Source organism: Xiashengella succiniciproducens (assembly GCF_023674465.1).
In the GTDB taxonomy this organism is placed as follows: Bacteria; Bacteroidota; Bacteroidia; order Bacteroidales; family Marinilabiliaceae; genus Geofilum; species Geofilum succiniciproducens.
In genome coordinates this window covers 806,019-828,231 of sequence record NZ_CP098400.1, presented here as the reverse complement: position 1 = coordinate 828,231, position 22,213 = coordinate 806,019, and the positions used below count along the sequence as shown (strand labels likewise).

The window sequence follows — 22,213 nt, the reverse complement described above, 5'->3', positions numbered from 1 at the left end:
TACTATTATCTCTCTTAACGCTCTTTAAGCTTTATGAAGCTGCAAAATAAATCTATTTACTACCAAAATCCTTACTTTTGCAAAAAAAAGATGAGTTTGACGAAGGCCTTGTTGCAGAAGTATAAAGATCACCCCAATTACAACGAGTTTTTAAAATGGCTAAAAAGCCCCTCCCAGCCCATACATATTAAAGGACTTACTGGATCCTCTCCCACCCTCTTAGTATCTGCATTGAAGGACCTACGCCCACAGCTTGTGATTACTCCCGACAAGGAAAGTGCGGGTTATTTCTACTATGACCTGGCCCAGATCAATGGTGAAGACTCGGTGTTCTTCCTGTCCTCGTCATACAAGCGCTCTCCCGAGTTTGGCCACCCCGATAGCAACCAGATGATACTTCGTACCGAAGCCCTGCAAAAGCTTCGTGAGGCTGGTCCCGGCTCTTTTATCGTCACATACACTGAGGCCCTTGTGGAAAAGGTGCCCGGCTCATCTGTAATTCAGCAGCAAACCCTCAGAATCAATAAAAACGAAAAGACCGATCTATATTTTGTAGCCGACTTCCTCAAGGAGTTAGGCTTCCAGCGCACCGACTTCGTATATGAGCCGGGCAGCTACTCAGTGCGCGGATCGATACTCGACGTATACAGCTTTTCCCACGATGACCCCTTCCGTATCGACTTCTTTGGCGACGAGGTCGAGAGCATCCGCTCCTTCGACATCGAGACCCAGCTGTCAAAGGAGGACTTTGACACAATCACCATTATCCCCGACCTGACAGCCGACAATACCGAGGATTACCTGCCCTTAAGCCAGGCCCTTGGCGATGACTTTCTGATATGGATTGACTCGCCTGTGCTAATCAGGGATCAGATGAACCGTATTGTACAAAAGGTAGATGAAAGAAATGCATCAGCACCACGGGAAGATCTTGCCGAACTGAAAATACCTGCTTCAGGTCAATTGGCCGACGGCGGCCAATTGTTTGCCGGCCTGCTAAGCCGACCGATGGCCATACTCAATACAGCCCATGGGTTTCAACCGGGTTGCATACTTACTTTCAACTGTTCACCCCAGCCTTCATTCCGCAAGAACTTCGAACTTGTAGAAAAGGACATCCAGCAGCGTCTGCAGGACCTATACAGGGTGATAGTCCTCTCAGACAATGACCGTCAGCTTGAGCGCCTTCGTCAGATCTTCAACGACAGGGCTTCCAATATCGAGTACGAGGAACTCAACAAAGCCCTTCACGAAGGCTTTGTAGATCATGACCTGAGACTCTGTATCTATACCGATCACCAAATCTTTGACCGTTATCATAAATTTACTCTCCGCACTGACAAGGCACGTGCTGCCCGTCAGGCTATATCGCTCAGGGAACTTACCCGCCTCAATCCGGGCGACTACGTGGTGCATATAGACCATGGTATCGGTCGCTTCGGGGGACTGGTAACCATCGAGGAAAATGGAGTCAAGCAGGAGGCTATTCAGCTAATATACAGGGACAATGACGTACTGCTTGTAAATATCCACTCGCTACACAGGATAAGCAAGTACAAGGGCGGAGAAGGTGAGCCTCCAAAGGTGCATAAGCTGGGCCATTCAGCATGGGCTCGCATGAAGGAAAAGACCAGCAAGAAGGTCAAGGATATAGCCCGTGAACTAATAGCCCTGTATGCCCGTCGTAAGGCAGAACCGGGTTATGCTTTCTCGCCCGATTCCTATATGCAGACTGAGCTGGAGGCTTCCTTTATCTATGAGGACACTCCCGACCAGTACAAGGCAACCCGCGATGTCAAGCAGGATATGGAGTCGCCCAATCCTATGGACAGACTGGTCTGCGGTGATGTGGGCTTTGGTAAGACCGAGATTGCTATCAGGGCTGCCTTCAAGGCAGCAAGCGACAATAAGCAGGTTGCAGTGCTGGTACCAACAACCATCCTTGCCTTTCAGCACTACCGCACCTTCAGGGATAGACTCGCTGACTTCCCGGTGCGTATAGAATATATAAGCCGTCTGCGTAAGACCTCTGAAATCAGGGAGATACTCAGAGACACTCAGAAAGGTAAGGTTGATATACTTATTGGCACCCACCGTCTGATAGGCAAGGATGTGCAGTTCAAAGACCTGGGACTGCTTATCGTGGATGAGGAGCAACGCTTTGGCGTTGCGGTCAAGGACAAACTCAAAAGCCTCAAGGTCAACGTTGACACCTTGACTCTCAGTGCTACACCTATTCCACGTACACTGCAGTTTTCACTTATGGGAGCCCGGGACCTATCTATACTCAACACTCCGCCGGCAAACCGTTATCCGATTTTTACCGAACTCCACAGCTTTAACGAAGATATTATTAAGGAAGCCATCAGTTATGAAGTAGAGCGTGGTGGACAGGTCTTCTTTATCAACAACAGGATACACAACATAGAGGAAATAGAGATGCTTATCAACCGCATCCTGCCTAAGGTCAGAACAGTAGTGGCGCACGGCAGGATGGACGGACCAACCCTTGAAAAGATAATGCTCGACTTTATGGACGGGGACTTCGACGTGCTGATAGCAACCAGCATTATTGAGTCAGGTCTCGATATTCCAAATGCCAATACTATCATTATAAATAATGCGCATCAGTTTGGCCTTAGCGAATTGCACCAGCTCAGGGGTCGTGTGGGACGTTCCAACAAAAAGGCCTTCTGCTACCTGCTTGCACCACCACTAAGTAGCCTAACCAATGATGCACGAAGGAGGCTCAAGATCCTTGAGGAATACTCTGACCTGGGCAGCGGCTTTCAGATTGCTATGCAGGACCTCGACATAAGAGGTGCAGGTAACCTGCTCGGGGGCGAGCAAAGCGGTTTTATAGCCGACATAGGTTATGAAACCTATCAAAGGATACTTGAAGAAGCACTGCTCGAACTGCGTGAGACTGAGTTTCCAGAACTTAAACAAGCAACTACCGGAACTACCCAGAACGGCAGGGTGAAATATGTCAACGACTGTATAATTGAGACAGATGAAGACCTCAGATTCCCCGAGACCTATATCTCCAACACGGCAGAAAGAATGACCCTGTACAGGGAACTTGACAATATTAAGGAAGAGTACCGCCTTGATGAGTTCCGTAAAAACCTCGAGGACAGGTTTGGTACCCTCCCTCAACAGGCTGACTGCCTGATAGAGGTGGTAAGGATGAGGATTGCAGCCATCAATCTGGGAATAGAAAAGTTGACATACAAGAACAAAGCGCTCAGAATCAACTTTGTTAGCAATCCGGAATCGCCATTCTACAAGTCACAAATCTTTGGAGCTATCCTGGTATGGATACAGCAACATCCAAAGGATATAAGGATTGAAGAAAAAGAAGGAAGACTCAGAATGATAGTACCAAAGATGCTATCGCTAAACGATTGCATCGGCCTTATTCGTGCGCTTGAGGCTGAAACGAATCATTCAGAAACAGTTGAAGGGCATCTTTCCCATTAAAGCAGATCCATGAGCCTTTAATATCAGTTTCGATAGTACCGCCGTGCAGACCTTTCATATTGACAAGGCATCTGCCCGGCAGTTTGCCATTTTGTGCATCAGGCGCAATAAAGCTTTCAAAACGGTCTCTGTGGTCGGGCTCTACAAAATCAAGGAAGGGCAAGCCCATCATGTCCTCAATATAGTGAGTATGGAAAAAGTCAAGCGCTTCATTGTTGAGGTAAAGTATCTTACCATCCTGAATTATCACAATAGGTACAGGAGCATCAGAGATAAATTTGCGGAAGCCTTCTTCCTTGCGCTTCTGGTCTATAACGGCTTTATGCTTGTAGTAAGCCAGTTCGATAGAAATCTCCAGCTCCTTGCGCTGCACCGGTTTGACAAGATAACCGTAAGAATTGGAGATAATAGCCCTTTCTACAACTGATGAGCTGGTATCGCTCGAGATAAAAATAACCGGTATCTCTAGTTCCCTCTGAATCTTCTCTGCAGCCTGTATTCCATCCATCTCACCTTCAAGGTGAATATCCATCAGAACTACATTTGGTTCGAGAGAATTGCAAAGTTCAACAGCTTCCACACCACTCCTGCAACGACCAACAACTTCAAAACCCATGTCTTTTATAAACAATGCAAATATTGCAGCAAGAAATTTGTCGTCTTCAACTATTAGAACTTTGCGCATACCGGATTTGTTAAAAATGAGTAGAAATATTAAATACTTAACACTAAATTTGGCAAGCTATTTTATCTCGGAAGCTGCAAAATAATGGTTAAGTTAGTAATTGACAAAGGGAACAGTTCCATTAAGTATGGAATTTTTGACCAAGAGAAGCTTATTGCCGTTGATTCAACTTCTCATAGTGACCAAAGAAAACTGGTTTCTGTAATAGAGCAATTTAGCCCTGAATTAGCCATTATTTCATCAGTTACATCTGATGATGACCACTCTCTGATACTTGACAGAATAGCGCAGACCATTATTCTTGACAGCAATACTCCTCTCCCTTTCATCAATGAGTATGAGACACCTGAGACCCTGGGCAGAGACCGAATAGCTCTTGCAGCCGGAGTGACTTACCTGTGTCCGGGGAGATCAGTACTTGCAATTGACGCTGGTACTGCTATCACCTATGATGTAGTTATCGACGGTAATATATATATAGGTGGAAATATTTCTCCCGGTATGATGATGCGCTTCAAGGCCCTCAACGCCTTTACCGGAAGGCTTCCGCTGGTTTCCAGCGATGACTTCAGAGATCTTATTGGTAAGACTACACACCAGGCTATAGCCTCCGGCGTAATAAATGGAATAGTTTTTGAGATGGAAGGTTATCGCAGGATGGTAGAGCAAGAATGGGGTATCACAGACTGTTTCATAACAGGTGGAGACTCAGATTTTTTTGCAGGAAAGCTAAAAAAACCCATCTTTGCAAATCAAAATTTAGTATTGTTTGGACTTAACCGAATACTGGAATATAATGCATAAGACACTTAAATTCCTGATTGCAGGATTGGTAATGCTTTCATCCGTTAGTGTTACGTATTCACAAAAAAGAACGGCATCACCTTTTTCCCGTTATGGCCTCGGTGAACTGAATTATCAGGGATTTGGGCGAAATAACGCTATGGGCGGTACCGGTATTGGTGTCAGAAGTCCTCTTTACCTCAATTCTATGAACCCTGCCACGTATTCGGCTGGCGATTCTCTTGCATTCTTGTTTGATACAGGATTAGAGACCAAGATACAGAATTTCAAGACCAGCAATGGTTCACAAAGATTCTCCGATGTCAACTTCGACTATTTCGCAATGGGTTTTTCTCTTGGGAAAAGAGGTGGTATGATTATCGGTCTTAAACCTGCTTCCAATGCTGGATACCTTTTCGAATCAAAACAGGTAACAAATGGTGAGTCCTCAGTAATGCACATGGAGGGAAGTGGAAATATTTCCAACCTGTACGGAGGTATTGCATATAATATTATGCCAAACCTGTCTGTTGGCCTTAACGCCAACATATGGTTTGGCGAACTTAACCACACTGCCATCCATGAGTTTGCCGATGACGACAACTCGTATTTGTATGGTATAAGAACCAAACATCATCTGGCCGATTTAATTCTGGATTTTGGAGCTCAATACACCAAAAAAATTGATGAAGAAAGATCTCTTGTCTTTGGTGCAGTTTTCAGACCTGAAACAAATGTTAAGGGTGAGTCCTCTCTTTTTATAGCACGCGGCTTTAGTTTTGCATCCGATGATGGACTTTTTGTTAACCCTGATACCTTAGTTTTTAAGGAAAACGAATGGACAAAGAGTGCATTTCAACTCCCGATGAAAGTAGGTATTGGTGCTTCATACAACATTGTTGACAAGCTGACACTTGCTGCAGATGCGAGCTTTGAAAACTGGGCCGAATCAAAATTCCCTGATGAGAATACTGAAACTGCAAATGTTACATTTGTGGGCCTGGGTGCTGAATATATCCCCAATTACAGGTCACCCAGAAAGTATTATGAAATAGTCAGATATAGGGCTGGAATCAACTACAGAGAGAACTATATTAAGCTTGATGGACAACAGGTCAAAGGTTATGGCATAAGTTTTGGACTAGGTCTTCCGCTGGGAAGAACCAAGACAACGGTCAACATAGGTTATGAATTCACTGCACTGGGTACAGGCAACAGTAGCCAGCTTAAAGAAAGAGTCAACAGACTTAGTCTTAGTTTCACTATGCATGAATCCTGGTTCTTCAAACGACAGTTTGATTAATATAATGGAACATTTATATCACTATATAAGTAAAAAGAAAGTTATCTGAGGTGTAATAACCATAAAAACAAGTTGAGATGAGAGTTTTTAAATTATTTATTATCGGATTATTCGTGTCCATGGCTTGTGCACACGCACAAACCGGTAGGGATTCCAAAACCAAGTATGGAATTGGAGAGGATAGTATTCGCTGTGTCACGAATTTATCACTTTACAACGAAGATTTTAAGAACAAGAACTACGAAACAGCATTCCCAGCATGGGAAATAGCGTTCAATGAATGTCCGGCTGCTACTGTTAATATCTATATCGACGGTATAGTAATGCTCAAGGACAAGATTGCCAAGAACCGTGATGCAGCTAAATTTGAAGAGCTTTATCAATATCTGATGAAGGTTCATGACCAAAGAATCCAATTCTTCGGTGACCACCCACGTAACCCTGCTGCTGCCATCAAAGGCGCAAAGGCTATAGATATGCTTAACTACAAGCGTGATAACGCTGCCATAGTTGAAGAAGCTTATCAACTGCTGAAGGAGTCTGTTACCGGTCTGAAACAGGCATCGCAACCTGCATACCTGGCAACTTACATGAGTACAGCTGTCAATATGTATGAAATGGGTAAAATCAATGCAGAAACTGTAATTGACATTTACTCAACATTAAGTGAATATCTTGATGCAAACCTTAAGGATAAAGCAAAGTCTGCTGCTCAACTTGAAATTTACGATCAAGTAAAGGGTGGTGTTGAAGCCCTTTTTGCAAAGAGTGGTGTTGCTACCTGCGATGTTATCGTAAAGATTTATCAACCACAACTGGAAGACAACAAATTTGACCTTGCATGGCTTAAACGAGTTAGCCAAATGCTTGTAAGAGCTTCCTGTGATGACGCCCTTCTTTACAAGGTATCCGAATATCAGCACAACATTGAGCCATCAAGTGCATCTGCTTATGGTCTTGCTAGAATGTACCTGAAAGCTGATGATGTAACAAAGGCTTTGAAATTCTTAAATGAGGCTGTTGAACTGGCTGATGACAACAAGCAAAAGGCTGATTATCTGTACCAAATCGGTATGATTCACCTGTCCAATGAAAGATTTGTTCAAGCAAGAAGCTTTGCTCTAAGGGCTATAGAAGCTCGTCCGGAATGGGGTATGCCATACATGCTTATCGGCCAGGCCTATGCACTGTCAGCCAACTCAATCGGTAGTACTGAAGTTGAAAAGAAATCAGCTTACTGGGCTGCTGTTGACAAGTTTATGAAGGCTAAGTCTGTTGACCCAAGTATAGCTGATGCTGCCAATGAAGCCATCAGAACTTATTCTGCTCACTTCCCTCCAATTAACGAAGTATTCTTCGAAAACCTTGAAGAAGGCCAAACCTATGAAGTTGGAGGATGGATCAACGAAAGAACAACTGTAAGAGCTAGAAAATAGATAAAACGGTGTTTCGGTTGAAACATAAACACATAAACATTAGGCTTTTTAAAACAACGGCAGGCAGTATTACCATACTGCTTGCCGCTGCTTTTTTCTCATGTAAGCCCAATAAGGCTGAGGAAATCAAGGAGCTTACAAATAAGGAGGAACTTCCAAGTCTGATACTTAAAGATCTTACTTCCATAGTTAGTGACTCAGGTCGTGTAAAGTATCGTTTCATTACTCCTGAGATGGCTCAGTATGATCAGCGCAGCGAACCAATTGTAGATTTCCCCAATGGTCTGCACCTCTATGTTTACAATGTAAATGAGGAAATTGAGGCTCAGGTGAGATGCAACTATGCTATTTATCACCAGAATGAAGAACTCTGGGAACTACGTAAGGATGTTGAGGCAGTCAATACCAATGGTGATGTAATCAACACCGAACTAATGTTTTGGGACACCCGAAACAAAAAGGTCTATTCAGATCAGTTTATCAAGATCAGCACAGATAGTGAGATTATCACAGGTCGTGGGTTTGAGTCCGACGACAGACTTGAAAACTACAAAATACTTAACATCAGTGGCATACTGCATATAGACGAAGATGCCTTAGAATCAGGCAGTTCTTCCGGCAACTAATGCACATCATTCACTACAGGAGGTGATACAACATCCAAAGACATCGAAAAATCTGTATATTTATCCTGACAATAATCCGGATTTATGAGTCATATTGCCGTAATGCTTGTCGCACTTCTTATAAGTTCAATCCTTTCGGGGAGTGAGATGGCCCTGCTTGCATCCAATAAGCTGATGATAGAACTCAACAGACAGAAGTATCCGTCATACAGCAAGGTTACCGATATCTTTTATAACAATCGACACCTTTTTGTAACTACTGTCTTTGCTGGTAATGTGATTGCCCTTGCCACATTTACGATTAGCTTGGTATTTTATACTGGTCCGGAACTTATTCACCTTACCGACTCCCTCCTGCTTGTTGCAATAATACAGGTACTGCTGGCCACCTTGGTGTTCATGCTGTTTTCCAGGGTGTTGCCCAAACTTATTTTTAGATTGAACCCTTCCCGCTCTCTCAATATAATTTCAGTTCCTCTTCTTGGAATCTATGCAATCCTATATCCGATTGCAAAACCTCTTTCCGGATTTACTGACTTTCTATACCGTAAGATCAGGAAGAATGGCAATAACGGACCGGTTCCCGTCCCTGAGAGAATTAGTCTGGACCACCTTCTGATTGACTCATCCGGCAACGAGGAGAAACCTGAACCGGAACCAGAAGAAGTTAAGTTCTTCAGGAATGCACTTGATTTCTCAAGTATAAAAATCAGGGAGTGCTATGTGCCACGTACAGACCTTGAAGCTGTCGAGATAAGTGATGATATTGAGACGCTGAGAAAGATGTTTATCGAGACAGGTTTCTCCAAGATTCTGGTGTACAGAGAAACTATTGACAATATAGTTGGTTATGTTCACCTTTCTGCCCTCTTTAACAATCCTGACTCCGTACAGAGCGTAATTACACCTATCTCCGTAGTGCCGGAATCTATGACAGCCAACAAACTGCTTGAAATCTTCACCAAGGAACACAAGAGCATTGCACTTGTGGTGGATGAGTTTGGTGGCACCTCAGGAATTGTAACCCTTGAAGATATCCTGGAAGAGATCTTCGGGGAAATCAATGATGAGCACGATGTCTCAGACCTTACAGAGGTTAAGATATTCGACAATACATACAAGTTTTCGGCCCGTGCCGAGATCGATTATCTCAATGAGAAATACAACCTCAACCTACCTGTATCAGACGATTACGAAACCATTGCCGGCCTTATTCTATCACATAGTGAATCCATCCCCGGAGTAGGTGAAGAGATCATTATTGACAATATCTCAATTAAGATTCTGGAAGCCTCCAAGTCGAGGATTGATCTGGTACAGATCACCATACTTCCTGTATAATATTGCCAAATAACATAAAGAAACAGATTACGGTTTTAGAATGTACTTATACATTTTTTCGTATATTCGTAGCCGTTTTGAAAAGCTAAAATCTAATATTTATTTCTAATGGCAACTTTAGAGAAAATTCGCAGCAAAGGAGGAGTATTTGTAGCGATCTTTATAGGACTGGCCCTGGCTGCCTTTATTTTGACGGACCTTATGAGTTCAGGTCCTTCTATATTTTCCGGAAATCAGACTGAGGTTCTCAACATCAACGGTAAATCTATTGGTATAAATGAGTTTCAGAACAAGATTTCCGAAATGGAAGAGTTCAATAAGCTGAATACCGGTGCAACTGGTCTGACCGAAGAAGAGACCTACAGTCTTAGGGAACAGATCAAAGAAATGTTCATCAGTCAGGCTCTTCTTGAAGAACGCTATGAACAACTAGGAATTGCAGTTACTTCCGAAGAAGTTCTAGATATGGTCACAGGACGTAACATCCACCCTGCAATATATCAACATCCATTGTTTGCTGACCCCGGCACCGGGATTTTCGATCCACAAAGGGTAATGAGCTTCCTGCAAAACAAGAACGTAGATCCTACAGCATATTTCTACTGGATGGTAATGGAGGAACAACTGATTAATGAAAAGCTCTTTATCAAATATGGCAACCTGCTCAAGAAGGGTATGTATATGCCAACTGCCCTCAAAAATCAGGAAATTGCCGCCAGAAGCAAGAGTGTGGATTTCGATTTCGTAGGAGTACGCCTTTCTACTGTTGCCGACTCACTGATTACCGTTTCAGAAAAGGAAGTAAAGGATTACTACAATAAGAACAAAAAGTATTTCAAGCGTGAAGCTACACGTGACATCGAGTACATCACTTTTGCAATTGAACCAACAGATGCAGACAGAACTGCTGCTCTGGAATGGGTAAACAAGCTTATTGGTGACTTCTCATCTCCTGAAGTTGATCCAATTCAATTTGTAAACCTCAATTCTGACATTCAATATATTGGCCGTAACCAACGCCTTGCAGAATTCAGCTCTCAGGTCCAGGATTTCATCCTGTCTGCAAAAGTAGGTGATGTGTTTGGTCCCTACTTCGAAGACAACGCTTACAAGGCAAGTCGCCTCGTTGCAATCAACAATATGCCTGACTCAGCAAGAGCACGTCACATTCTGATTCGTGAAACTACACTGGATGCCACAAACGCTTTGGCAGACAGCCTTATGGATCTGATCAGGAAAGGTGCTGATTTTGCTGACCTGGCTCGCAGATATTCTCAGGATCCAGGTTCTGCTATCAACGGCGGTGATCTTGGATGGTTTACCGAAGGTATGATGGTTCCTGAATTCAATGATGCTGTATTCAAAGGCAAAACGGGTGATCTGGTTAAAACTCAAACCCAATATGGAATACATATAATCAACATTCAGCAACAAGGTCCTGCAACACCAAAGTATAATCTGGCAACCCTTGTTCGTGAAATTCACTATAGCTCCGAAACATATCAGGATGTATATAGACAGGCTGCAAGGTTTGCTGCTGACAACAATACCCCGGAGAAGTTCAACCAGGCTATCGAAGAAGGTAAGCTCGTAAAACGTTATGGACGCTCAATCAGGGAAAATGACAATTATGTCGGAGGTTTCACTTCTGCCAGGGAACTCGTAAGATGGGCATTTGAAACCAATGTTGGCTCAATGTCACCAGTTTTCGAATTTGATGATCAATTTGTGATTGCCAACCTGGTTAACGCTGCAGAAGAAGGTTATGCCTCTGTTAATGAAGTTAGCCCGCAAATTACAGCATATCTGAAACAACAAAAGAAAGCTGAATTACTGGCTGCTCAAATCGAAGCTAAACTGGCTTCTGGTGCCAGCTTTGAAACCATTGCCGCTGATTACAATACAGAAGTTGAAACTGTCAATGGACTAAGCTTCTCAGATATCCAGGTTCCTGGTGCAGGTGTTGAACCAGCTCTTGTATCTGCTGCTGTAAATACTCCTGCCGGACAAATATCAAAACCAGTTAAGGGTAATAATGGTGTATATGTTCTGAAGGTTAACAATGTAGAAACTGTGGAAGTGTCAGAAGACCTTCTGAATACTGAATTTGCACAAAATACCCTTATGACGGTTGACTATCAATTAATCAGAGCTCTGCGCAATGATGCTGAGATTAAGGACAGAAGGGCAAGGTTCTATTAATAGTCGAACAAATAGGAATCAGTAAAACTCAATAAAAAAGATGCTGAGCCCCGAGGCTCAGCATCTTTTTTTTATTATTAAACGAAAATCCTAATCGACGTTATCGTGTAAAAAGCGGTTGTTTGGTCCAATCTTTGGCTTACCCGTGCCATCCTTGGAGATTGAAAACCTCGACACCTTAGTCTCGGTGCTCTTGGAGGTCTGTGTAAAACTAACATTTCTGCGTTTGTAGGCCGGTACATTTTCTATTTCATCAAGCCGACCTTCATCATACAGATCGTCAGCATCAACCTTTATGCGCGACCCGTCACTTCCACGGACAAAGAGACTTATTTCCTCCGGCTCATCGCTAAGGTTGAAGATGTCGTCCTCGTCCTCTTCTTCGTCATCAGAACCATAGAGTAGCTCTACCTTCCTCCTGGTCTCCTCCTCAAAATTATTAAAGGTTACAACCCTTGCATTCCCTTCTTCCTCCTCCTCGTCAAAGGTCTCTTCTACCAGGTCGAATGCCTTATGCAGGTTGCCTTCATCATCTATTTCAAGGCGCATCACCTTCTTTTGCGGCTTCTCAGGCTTTTTCTCTTCCATATTGCCAGAAGCGAATCCGGTGGCAATAATGGTAACCACAACCTCATCCTTGAGTCTGGAATCTATTCCTGTACCCCAGATGATGGAGGCTGAGCGACCTACCTTATTCTGTACGTAATCAGTGATAATGCCAACCTCATCCATAGTGATCTCATCAACACCGGATGTAATGTTCAGCAGAATATTACCTGCACCTTTTATATTGTTATTATTGAGCAACGGAGATTCAAGAGCAGCCTCAATTGCATCGATAGCACGATGTTCACCCGAACCGGCCCCCGAGCCCATTATGGCCACACCACTGTCCTTCATCACAGTCTCAACATCAGCGAAGTCAACGTTGACATAACCATGTACAGTAATGATTTCAGCAATACCCTTGGCTGCAGTAGCCAGAACATTATCGGCCTTTGAGAAAGCGACGCTGACCTTAAGGTCACCGTACATTTCACGCAAACGCTCATTGTTGATGACCAGAAGAGAATCTACATGCTTTTCCATTTCTGAGATTCCCTCAATGGCCTGATTGATACGCAAGTGGCCCTCCCATTTGAATGGGATTGTAACTATACCTACGGTAAGAATACCCATATCCTTTGCCACCTTGGCAATAACAGGAGCCGCACCGGTACCAGTACCACCACCCATTCCGGCAGTGATAAATACCATCTTGGTACCGTCATCCAATACTCTTGTCAGATCGTTTATGCTTTCAATAGCAGCCTGTCTTCCCCTTTCAGGCTTATTGCCTGCACCACGTCCCTCAGTAAGGGATGAGCCAAGCTGTACCCTCGTGGGTACAGGACTATTGGCCAGGGCCTGGGCATCAGTGTTGCAAACCACAAAGTTTACATCCTTAATTCCCAGGTTGTACATGTAGTTAACAGCATTACTTCCACCTCCACCTACTCCTATCACCTTAATAATGGAAGTCTGATTGCTTGGAATATCAAAATTGATCAAATCCTCAGTCATATAAGCCTTTTTCAGTGTTAACTATGCCAGATGGCATACTACATCTCAACGTCCTTTTCGTCAAATATCCCCGCGATCCTATTCTTAATGGCCTCAAAAAGATCTCCTGTATAAAGTGTAGGTTCCTTTTCAGATTTCGGCTTAGTAGTCTTGGTTCTTACTGTTCTGCGCACCTCTTCCTTCTGAGGCTGTTCAGCTACAGGTGGCATTTCAAACAATTTAGCCTCTACAACCTGCTTAGCTGCATATTCGGAAGCACCGACCAGCAGACCAACAGCTGTAGAGTAGAAAGGCATCTGATCAGGTGCAATATCGGTCGTACCAAGATATCTTGACGGCCTTCCTATCCTTACCTCAAGTCCTGTCTTGAGCTTGATCAGATGAGCAATATCCTTAAGCAATGCTCCTCCTCCGGTTACTACCACTCCCATTGAGAGCCTATCGTAATATCCGGATTTTTCTATGTGATGTGCAACATACTCAATGATTTCTTCCATACGAGCCTGAACTATTGCAGCCAGGTTCCTGAAAGATATCTCCTTGGCTTCCCAACCGGGCATGCCTGGGATTGATACATAGAGGTCCTCACGTACCAGACTGCTCATAGCTGAGGCAAACTGCACCTTGAGCATCTCAGCTTGCTTGAAAAGTAGAGAACAGCCTTCTTTGATGTCGTTGGTAACTACGTTTCCACCAAAGGGAATAACAGCAGTATGACGAACAACTCCGTTCTGGAAGATTGCCAGGTCGGTTGTGCCTCCACCAATGTCAACCATTACTACACCGCCCTCCATCTCGTCCTTAGTAAGTACAGCGTGAGCGGAAGCCAAAGGTTCAAGAATTATACCCTTGAGTTGAAGACCAGCCCTGTGAATACACTTCTCTATGTTCTTGATAGCAGTCATACGACCTATAACAACATGGTAGTATCCTTCCAGCCTGTGACCAGCCATACCGACAGGATTCCTTTCTCCATGCTCATTATCCACACTATAATCCTGCGCTATTACGTGGATTACCTTCTCTCCTGGCTCCAGTGATATCTTATGACTGTCTTTTCTAAGTTCTTCAAGATCAAAGGTAGAAATCTCCTTATTTGGATCGATAAACCGGTAACAACGATTTGTAAGGCTCTTCATTGAATAGCCGGCCATACCCACATATACTTCACCAATACGCACATCAAGCCTTGTTTCAAGACGGGAAACCACCTCCCTGATCGCAGAAACAGTCTCTTCAATATTCAGAATCACGCCCCTCTTGACACCGGTTGAAGGCGTCTTCTCCACTCCCAGAATTTCCACTTCGCCGTCAGGATACCTGCGCCCGGCAATAGCCACAACCTTGGTGGTTCCGATATCAATAGCAGCAACCAGTTTAGCTTCTTGATTCATTTCTATGGGGTTTATCTATATCTAAAAAATCTTCTTTACTCACTACTATAACTTACATCTCGAACAGATCACCTGATTCTTAAACTTCAGGTTGATCACCTTGTATTCGTTCCACTCCTTTGGGTCCAGTCCACTTTGATATAAAGCCCTGAGGTTTCTCAGTTTGATCTCAACTTCCTCAGGCGGACCGAGCAGTATCAAATGATCACCAACCCGTGGTACCAAAACGTAATCGTTATTTCTACGTATATAAAGTTGCTCAAACTGAGCCTCCCAGAAGGGATCGGAAGCGATCAGACGAGCCACATTCAACAGTTCTGTTTTATCGTCCGGTATTGTTCCGTTTGCAACAAGTACTCTTGCCGAAAAACGCGACGATACAGGTATCTGATGTCCTTCACTGTCAAGATAGAAAGTTCCGTTTGATGCCAGCACCCTGACAATAGGTTTGTACTGGGTCAGTTCTATGTTTAAAACTCCGGAACCCGAATTAAATACCTCACAGGTACGAACCGAACTGTTACGCTTAACAAAGTTCTCTAATTCCTCAAAGTTCAAACTCCTAACCGGCTCACCCAGCAATGAGGGATATTTGTCAAGCAGTAGCTTTCTTATCTCGGCAGCATCTATAAAGCGGGCTTCTGCACTATCCTTGACATACACTCTGACATCCGAACAGACTACAGACCTGTGACTGACTGCCACAAAGGACAACATCACAGGAAAGTACACCAGTACAATACCCCACTTCAATATTTTGACAGCCTTTCTCATATCTTATTCCCGAAAGCCGCCTGACCGGCTAAATATAACTGTTTTAAACTCAAGACCCTGCAAGTCAGGATCAATAATTATCAACACTTTGACTATAGTTTTTAACAATAACAATTACTTTTTCAATAGTTTAAACTTCTCAGCAAGCACAGGAACCAGCCTGTCTATATCCCCAGCCCCCATGGTCAGGATGACCTGCGGTACATCCTTTCTTGGCGTCAGACTCTCAATTAGTTTATCATACTCTACATAAGTTACCGGAGTACCACTAATCAGTTCCCCTATGCTCCTGCTGGTGATGCCCGGAATAGGTTCTTCCCTTGCCGGATATATATCTGCCAGTACTACCTCATCGAGCAACGACAAGGCATCAGCAAAGCCATCAGCAAAATCACGGGTTCTGGTATATAGGTGAGGCTGAAATACTCCGGTCAGATGATAACCGGGATACATCAGTCTAACACTCTGCACTGTAGCCCTGATTTCCTCGGGATGGTGAGCATAATCATCAATAAAGGCAAAGTCTTCAGTCTTATGCCAGATATCAAAACGGCGCCTGATACCCCTGAACATAGGTAAAGCCCTGCGAATCTCATCTGGCTGCACTCCGTTAAGCAAAGCCAGTCCCATGGCGCCAACAGCATTCTCAACATTCAGCAGCCCAGGTATGCCCATTTCAAGCCCGCTTATGACACCTGCAGGTGTCATAAGATCAAAGCAATAGGAACCCTTATCTATCCTTATATTTTCAGCGTAAAAATCAGCTCTCTTACTATTCAGCGAGTAGGTATAGATGTTCACACCCGGATCCAGCTTTGACAGGTCCAGAGGTAAACCATCTTTTATCAGCAGGCTACCCCCGCTCACTACTCCGGAAGCAAACTCCGCAAAGGCTTCAAGGAAACTCTCACGTGTGCCGTACACATCCAGGTGGTCGGCATCAACTGCAGAAATCAATGCCGTGTATGGCCTAAGCCACAGGAAGGAACGGTCAAACTCATCAGCCTCCAGCACCACATACTCGGATGTCTCATCCCAAAGGAAGTTTGTATTGAAGTTCTTGGCAATACCACCAAGGAAGGCACAGCAACCCAAACTGCTTTCCCTGTACAGATGAGCTGTCAGTGTTGTTATCGTGGTCTTGCCGTGAGTACCGGCAATACAGACACTCCTGCTTCCCCGACTTACAATACCTAGCACCTGAGCCCTCTTCATAACAGTAAAACCTCCCTCCCTAAAGAAGACGAGCTGAGCCTGATCTTCCCCTACTGCAGGAGTGAAAATTATCAATGTCCCCTCCTTAGCCCTGAATGGTGGGCCTATCAGATCGGGATTTTCGTCAAAAACTACCTCTATGCCTTCCTCCTGAAGAGCTTCGGTAACCGGCGATGGGGTACGGTCATAACCTGCCACCATACAGCCGCGCAGTTTGAAATAACGTGCCAGGGCACTCATTCCAATACCACCTATCCCTATCAGCCACACTCTCTTTATCTCGTCAGGAAGCATCATCGTGTTTCTCTTTTATTCAATACCACATAGTTTCAGTACCTCTTCGGCAATATCCCTATCCGCATTGGGACGGGCAAACAACCTGATATTATTTGACAGGTCCTTTCTCAAATCCTGCTCGTCCAACAATCTCAATGCTTCAGGCAGCAGTTTCTCACCAGCCTCTGCATCCCTTACAAGGATGGCAGCCGACTTATCCACCAGTGCCATGGCATTTTTGGTCTGGTGGTCTTCTGCCACATTTGGTGACGGCACCAATATTGATGCCTTACCCAGCAACGCAAGTTCGCTGATTGAACTCGCTCCTGCCCTTGACACCACCACATCTGCAATACCATAGGCAAAATCCATCCTTGAGATAAAGGGCAGTACCTTTACATTGCTCAGGCCCATAGGCAGAAGTTCTCTTTGAATATTTTCATGGTAATTCCTTCCGGTCTGCCACAGCACCTGGACCTTCCTTCCCCTTACCAACTCAATCCTTTCAAGCATACCTCTGTTGATGCTGCCAGCCCCCAGACTTCCACCAATTACAAGGATGGTCGGAAGCGAAGGATCCAGCCCAAATTCGGCATAGGCCTCCTGCAGGTTGAGGTTTTGAGTAAGAGTACTGCGTACCGGGTTACCGGTAAATATTATCTTTTCGGCCGGGAAAAAGCGCTCCATCTCAGGATAGGCAACGCAAATAGCAGCTGCCTTTTTGGAAAGGATACGGTTGGTCACCCCGGGAAAACTGTTTTGCTCCTGCAGGACAGTCGGAACTCCCGCAGCAGCAGCGGCCCGTAGTACCGGTCCGCTGGCATAACCTCCCACACCAACTGCTACATCGGGACGAAAACTGCGAATTACCTGTCTTGCTTTGATCATGCTTGCAGCCAGCCTGTAAAAGAAGGACAGGTTCTTCCATGTAAGCCTTCTCTGAAAGCCTGCAACCGGTAGTCCTACTATCTTGTAGCCGGCAGCCGGAACCCTGTCCATCTCCATCCTGCCAAGTGCTCCAACAAAGAGTATCTCACAGGAAGGCATTGCCCTCCTTAGTGCATCTGCTATGGAAATGGCCGGGAAGATATGTCCCCCTGTACCTCCACCGCTGATTATTATTTTTGGATTTCGCTTTTCCATATTACCGCTTTTATCTGATTCAGTCTACCCTTCTTCGTCCTGCTCACCAGCATCATTATCGTCAGCACCCTCAGCTTCCTTTTCCCTTTCTTCGTTGTATCTGCTGACTCCGAGTATTAGTCCAAAGCTCGCACAGGTAAAGAACACAGACGTTGTACCCAGACTAATAAGAGGTAGCGGCTGTCCCGTAACCGGGAAGATACCTACAGCCACACCCATGTTGACAAAGGCCTGGGAAACGAGCATAAGTCCAAGACCCAAAGCCAGGAAGGCCGGGAAGGTCGTATTACTCTTCCTAATTATCACCCCTATCCTGGCGAGAAGGATTATGTAACACAATATTACAACCATCGGACCGAACAGTCCGTACTCCTCTGCAATAATTGCAAATATGAAGTCACTATAAGGGTGAGGGATGAAGTTTCTTTGAATGCTGTTGCCAGGCCCCTTACCCAAAAGGCCACCATTTGCAATTGCAATCTTACTTTGAACCGACTGATAGCTTGAAGCATCATCTGCCTTTTCGGGATCGAAAAACTGTTCGACACGTGCCGTCCAGGTGGCTGCACGTGGCAGGAAGTCAACCTTGGGAGCCAACAGCAGCAACAGAACTACAGCTGCAATTGCAATAAATCCAGTTCCAGCAAGATATTTCATGGGTACCCGACCTACATACATCATAGCAAAAGATACAGCCACTATAAGAAGGGCTGTCGACAGGTTTTCCCTGAAAATAAGGCCAGCCACGATTGCTACCCAGGATATTATGGGTTTGAATGCCTCCGAGGCTGGGGCATCAGGTTTCTGATGCTGAGCCAGAAGTCTGGCTACCCATACTATCAATGCCAGCTTAGCCATTTCCGAAGGCTGGAAGGTTATTCCAATACCAGGAATGGTAAGCCACCTTGATGCCATATTAAGATTAACACCTGCAAACAGAGTCACAAGTAGCAATCCCACCGAAATAGCCAGAGCCACAAAGCTGAATCTGGCAATCCATCTGAAGTTGATATTGTGAATAAAGACGATAATGCCAACGCCAATACCCAGTGAGAAAAGCTGCTTGAACAAATAGTAGGAAGTATTGCCTCCCTGATGCTTGTAAGCCAGAGAGCCGGTGGCACTGTATACTGAGAGCACTGATATAGTAGAAAGAATTACTATCACCACCCAGATTACAGGATCACCCTTAAAATATTTCTTCATTGTTTCACGCATCTAACTACTATTTTACAGCTACTGCCTTCCCAGCAGTATTGTGTCACTTATTTTACCACCATTCGAACCTTTGTGCACTTATAATAATTCCTTTACTTTTTCTTTAAATAATTTTCCTCTCTGTTCATAGTTTTTAAACAGGTCAAAACTTGCACAAGCAGGTGAAAGTAGCACTACATCTCCGCTACTGGCATTCTCTATTGCTGCCCTGAATGCGTCATCCAGACTTGCAGTGCTGACAACGGTGGAAACTACCCCTTCAAATGCCTTTATCAGTTTGGAGTTGTCAACTCCCATACATATCAGTGCCTTTACCTTACTACGGGCCAGATCTTCGAGTACCCTATAGTCATTACCCTTGTCGGTACCTCCGGCTATCCAAACTACAGGCCTTGTCATACTGTCAAGGGCATACCATGCGGAATCTGTATTTGTAGCTTTGGAGTCATTTATAAAGAGGACTCCGTCAACTTCACCGCAGGGTTCTAACCGGTGTTCTACTGCCTCGAAGCTAGCAAGACCTTCGGCTACGGCCTCAGGTGAGGCTCCAGCACTAAGAGCTGCAAGTGATGCAGCCATTGCATTACACAGATTGTGCCTTCCCTTGAGAGCTACCTTATCAAGTTGTACATCCAGTACCTTACCTTCAAATTCTATATGCAAAGAGTCACCATTTATTATAGCCGACGAAGTCTTACCTCCATTGGCCTTACAACATAACTGGCAATCATCACCATTGGACAGGCCTAGATGAGTCAAAGCATCCTGTACCTCAACACTCTGAACTGCACTGCATTGTTCCACACTACCCAGGCTGAAAGGCACTTTAGAGGCGGGAGTCAGCTCAGGTCTGAAGTGTTCCTTCATAACGGCATCTCCCGTCCACCAGATAAAGCGGTCACCTTCACCCTGGTTTTGCAGTATCCTCAGTTTGGAGTTAAGATAGTTTTCAAACTTGTAATCATACCTGTCAAGGTGATCGGGTGTGATATTGGTCAACACAGCAGTGTTGACCCTTGTGCGGTACATCCTGTCGAGTTGAAAACTGCTTAGTTCCATCACAAAGACTGCAGGATCTCTGTCGGCAAGCTGACGACAGGGACTGACACCCACATTTCCCGAAAGGGTAGCATCTATTCCGGCCACCTTAAGTATATGGTAAATCCACAGTGTAGTCGTTGTCTTGCCGTTACTGCCTGTTATCCCAACAATATGGGCCTTTGAGTAACGGGCTGCAAATTCGATATCCGAGATTACCGGAATGCCTGCATGGTCAAGGTCCTTTATAAGCGCAACCTTATCAGGAATACCGGGACTCTTGATTACCTCAGCTGCAGCCAATATCCTATCCCTGCTATGGCCACCCTCCTCAAAAGTGATTCCGGCAGAAGTCAGTTCGGCTCTGAACCTCTCCGCAATAGTGCTGCTGTCGCTTACAAACACAGGAATACCCTTTGCTTTTGCAAGCAAGGCTGCAGCAACGCCGCTTTCACCAGCACCCAGTATTACAAGTTCCTTTTGCATTCCTACCTGATCTTAAGTGTTACGACAGTCAGAACAGCAAGCAGCAGGCTGACTATCCAGAAACGGGTCACTATCTTGGGTTCAGCAAATCCCTTCATCTGATAATGGTGGTGCAGGGGAGCCATTTTGAATATCCTCCTGCCTTCGCCATATTTGCGCTTTGTATATTTGAAATAGCTTACCTGAATAATCACAGAAAGGCTCTCGACAAAGAACACCCCGCAAAGTATGGGCAGCAACAGTTCTATCCTTATCAATATTGAGAATACGGCAATGATACCGCCAATGGTAAGACTTCCAGTATCACCCATAAAGACCTGAGCCGGGAAGGAGTTATACCAGAGGAACCCAACCGTAGCACCGATAAAGGCAGCCATAAAGACAACCAGCTCCTGCGAGTTGGGGATATACATTATATTGAGATAATCGGCGTAGATAGTATGGCCCGATAGGTAAGCAAAGATTCCCAGCGTAACACCTATTATCGCTGAGACACCTGTAGCCAGCCCATCCAGTCCGTCGGTCATATTGGCCCCGTTGGACACGGCAGTGATAATAAAAGTGATCACGATTACAAAAAAGACCCAGCCCCAGGACTTCCCTTTCTCACCAAGGAAATCGAATATCGAACTGTAATTTATCCTGTTGTTCTTGAAAAATGGGACATTGGTAACGGGAGCCTTAATAGTCTCAACAACCACAGCAGCTACGGAGGCTTCCTCCTGCATTATTTCAATCTTTTCCTCAGCCGGCACAGGAGTCTTAATCCTTGCAACCACATCACCACAGAAATACAGTGTCAGTCCTACTATCAAACCAAGTCCCACCTGACCAAGTATCTTAAACCTTCCGGCAAGTCCCTTCTTATCTTTCTTAAACACCTTGATGTAGTCGTCGAGAAAACCAATAGTCCCAAGCCACACAACAGTGATTATCATCAACAGGATATACACGTTGTCGAGCCTGGCAAAAAGCAGTACAGGGATAAGAATCGAGATAATAATCAGAACACCTCCCATGGTCGGGGTCCCCTTCTTTTGATACTGACCTTCCAGTCCCAGGTCACGTACTATCTCACCTATCTGCTTCTTCTGCAGTATTCCAATCAGTCTCTTCCCGAAAACCGTCGCTATAAGCAACGACAGGATAATCGCCATACCCGACCTAAAGGTGATATACTGAAACATCCCCAGTCCCGGGAGATTGTATGATTGCAGGTGTTCATAAATATAAAACAGCATGAGCTA

16 protein-coding genes are annotated in these 22,213 nt (G+C 44.7%); 7 read left to right on the top strand and 9 right to left on the bottom strand.

What is annotated here, in order from left to right:
* Positions 1-90 precede the first annotated feature (90 nt).
* Entirely contained in the window at positions 91-3,483 is a 3,393-nt protein-coding gene (mfd, locus tag M9189_RS03540; RefSeq protein ID WP_250724624.1) for a transcription-repair coupling factor, read from the top strand.
* On the opposite strand, the gene M9189_RS03535 is transcribed toward mfd, so the two are convergent.
* The gene (locus M9189_RS03535) at positions 3,419-4,168 is read right to left on the bottom strand and encodes a response regulator (RefSeq protein ID WP_250724623.1); all 750 of its coding nucleotides are present in this window, start codon (positions 4,166-4,168) and stop codon (positions 3,419-3,421) included. The two genes, mfd and M9189_RS03535, sit on opposite strands and share 65 nt — an antisense overlap.
* Positions 4,169-4,252: 84 nt before the next feature.
* On the opposite strand from M9189_RS03535, the gene M9189_RS03530 reads away from it, so the two are divergent.
* From M9189_RS03530 to M9189_RS03505, 6 genes are all read left to right on the top strand, one after another.
* A complete protein-coding gene (locus tag M9189_RS03530; RefSeq protein WP_250724621.1) occupies positions 4,253-4,972 on the top strand; it encodes a type III pantothenate kinase in 720 nt (239 codons plus the stop codon).
* Positions 4,965-6,254 carry a BamG family beta-barrel-assembly machinery protein gene (locus M9189_RS03525; protein WP_250724619.1) on the top strand — a complete coding sequence of 430 codons (1,290 nt, stop codon included), beginning with the start codon at positions 4,965-4,967 and terminating at the stop codon, positions 6,252-6,254. The genes M9189_RS03530 and M9189_RS03525 overlap by 8 nt, the downstream gene beginning before the upstream one ends.
* Before the next feature lie 77 nt (positions 6,255-6,331).
* Positions 6,332-7,690, top strand: a complete 1,359-nt coding sequence (locus M9189_RS03520; RefSeq protein WP_250724617.1) for a tetratricopeptide repeat protein — start codon at positions 6,332-6,334, stop codon at positions 7,688-7,690.
* Positions 7,691-7,698: 8 nt separating this feature from the next.
* Complete coding sequence (gene lptC / locus M9189_RS03515; protein ID WP_419184187.1) at positions 7,699-8,316, top strand: LPS export ABC transporter periplasmic protein LptC; 618 nt, start codon at positions 7,699-7,701, stop codon at positions 8,314-8,316.
* An 84-nt stretch (positions 8,317-8,400) separates the two neighbouring features.
* Complete coding sequence (locus tag M9189_RS03510) at positions 8,401-9,657, top strand: hemolysin family protein (RefSeq protein ID WP_250724613.1); 1,257 nt, start codon at positions 8,401-8,403, stop codon at positions 9,655-9,657.
* A gap of 108 nt (positions 9,658-9,765) precedes the next feature.
* A complete protein-coding gene (locus M9189_RS03505; protein ID WP_250724611.1) occupies positions 9,766-11,859 on the top strand; it encodes a peptidylprolyl isomerase in 2,094 nt (697 codons plus the stop codon).
* A 90-nt stretch (positions 11,860-11,949) separates the two neighbouring features.
* On the opposite strand, the gene ftsZ is transcribed toward M9189_RS03505, so the two are convergent.
* From ftsZ to mraY, 8 genes are all read right to left on the bottom strand, one after another.
* Positions 11,950-13,422, bottom strand: a complete 1,473-nt coding sequence (ftsZ, locus tag M9189_RS03500) for a cell division protein FtsZ (RefSeq protein WP_250724610.1) — start codon at positions 13,420-13,422, stop codon at positions 11,950-11,952.
* A 38-nt stretch (positions 13,423-13,460) separates the two neighbouring features.
* Complete coding sequence (gene ftsA / locus M9189_RS03495) at positions 13,461-14,816, bottom strand: cell division protein FtsA (RefSeq protein ID WP_250724608.1); 1,356 nt, start codon at positions 14,814-14,816, stop codon at positions 13,461-13,463.
* Between the two features lie 45 nt (positions 14,817-14,861).
* The gene (locus tag M9189_RS03490) at positions 14,862-15,590 is read right to left on the bottom strand and encodes a cell division protein FtsQ/DivIB (RefSeq protein WP_250724606.1); all 729 of its coding nucleotides are present in this window, start codon (positions 15,588-15,590) and stop codon (positions 14,862-14,864) included.
* Between the two features lie 114 nt (positions 15,591-15,704).
* Complete coding sequence (gene murC, locus M9189_RS03485) at positions 15,705-17,102, bottom strand: UDP-N-acetylmuramate--L-alanine ligase (RefSeq protein ID WP_250724604.1); 1,398 nt, start codon at positions 17,100-17,102, stop codon at positions 15,705-15,707.
* Between the two features lie 12 nt (positions 17,103-17,114).
* Positions 17,115-18,224 (bottom strand): undecaprenyldiphospho-muramoylpentapeptide beta-N-acetylglucosaminyltransferase, encoded by a 1,110-nt coding sequence (gene murG, locus M9189_RS03480; protein ID WP_250724603.1) that lies wholly within the window; start codon positions 18,222-18,224, stop codon positions 17,115-17,117.
* A gap of 24 nt (positions 18,225-18,248) precedes the next feature.
* Positions 18,249-19,442, bottom strand: a complete 1,194-nt coding sequence (locus tag M9189_RS03475) for an FtsW/RodA/SpoVE family cell cycle protein (protein WP_250724601.1) — start codon at positions 19,440-19,442, stop codon at positions 18,249-18,251.
* A gap of 78 nt (positions 19,443-19,520) precedes the next feature.
* On the bottom strand, positions 19,521-20,966 hold the full coding sequence (murD, locus tag M9189_RS03470) for a UDP-N-acetylmuramoyl-L-alanine--D-glutamate ligase (RefSeq protein WP_250724599.1): 1,446 nt from the start codon (positions 20,964-20,966) through the stop codon (positions 19,521-19,523).
* A gap of 2 nt (positions 20,967-20,968) precedes the next feature.
* Complete coding sequence (gene mraY / locus M9189_RS03465) at positions 20,969-22,207, bottom strand: phospho-N-acetylmuramoyl-pentapeptide-transferase (protein ID WP_250724597.1); 1,239 nt, start codon at positions 22,205-22,207, stop codon at positions 20,969-20,971.
* Positions 22,208-22,213 lie beyond the last annotated feature (6 nt).

Bases quoted from the DNA above. Each gene is read 5' to 3' on its own strand.
- ftsZ (WP_250724610.1), bottom strand. From the start codon at position 13,422: ATGACTGAGGATTTGATCAATTTTGATATTCCAAGCAATCAGACTTCC.
- M9189_RS03530 (WP_250724621.1), top strand. From the start codon at position 4,253: ATGGTTAAGTTAGTAATTGACAAAGGGAACAGTTCCATTAAGTATGGA.
- murC (WP_250724604.1), bottom strand. From the start codon at position 17,102: ATGATGCTTCCTGACGAGATAAAGAGAGTGTGGCTGATAGGGATAGGT.
- mfd (WP_250724624.1), top strand. From the start codon at position 91: ATGAGTTTGACGAAGGCCTTGTTGCAGAAGTATAAAGATCACCCCAAT.
- M9189_RS03505 (WP_250724611.1), top strand. From the start codon at position 9,766: ATGGCAACTTTAGAGAAAATTCGCAGCAAAGGAGGAGTATTTGTAGCG.
- M9189_RS03520 (WP_250724617.1), top strand. From the start codon at position 6,332: ATGAGAGTTTTTAAATTATTTATTATCGGATTATTCGTGTCCATGGCT.
- mraY (WP_250724597.1), bottom strand. From the start codon at position 22,207: ATGCTGTTTTATATTTATGAACACCTGCAATCATACAATCTCCCGGGA.
- M9189_RS03510 (WP_250724613.1), top strand. From the start codon at position 8,401: ATGAGTCATATTGCCGTAATGCTTGTCGCACTTCTTATAAGTTCAATC.
- ftsA (WP_250724608.1), bottom strand. From the start codon at position 14,816: ATGAATCAAGAAGCTAAACTGGTTGCTGCTATTGATATCGGAACCACC.
- murG (WP_250724603.1), bottom strand. From the start codon at position 18,224: ATGGAAAAGCGAAATCCAAAAATAATAATCAGCGGTGGAGGTACAGGG.
- M9189_RS03525 (WP_250724619.1), top strand. From the start codon at position 4,965: ATGCATAAGACACTTAAATTCCTGATTGCAGGATTGGTAATGCTTTCA.
- murD (WP_250724599.1), bottom strand. From the start codon at position 20,966: ATGCAAAAGGAACTTGTAATACTGGGTGCTGGTGAAAGCGGCGTTGCT.
- M9189_RS03475 (WP_250724601.1), bottom strand. From the start codon at position 19,442: ATGCGTGAAACAATGAAGAAATATTTTAAGGGTGATCCTGTAATCTGG.
- M9189_RS03490 (WP_250724606.1), bottom strand. From the start codon at position 15,590: ATGAGAAAGGCTGTCAAAATATTGAAGTGGGGTATTGTACTGGTGTAC.
- M9189_RS03535 (WP_250724623.1), bottom strand. From the start codon at position 4,168: ATGCGCAAAGTTCTAATAGTTGAAGACGACAAATTTCTTGCTGCAATA.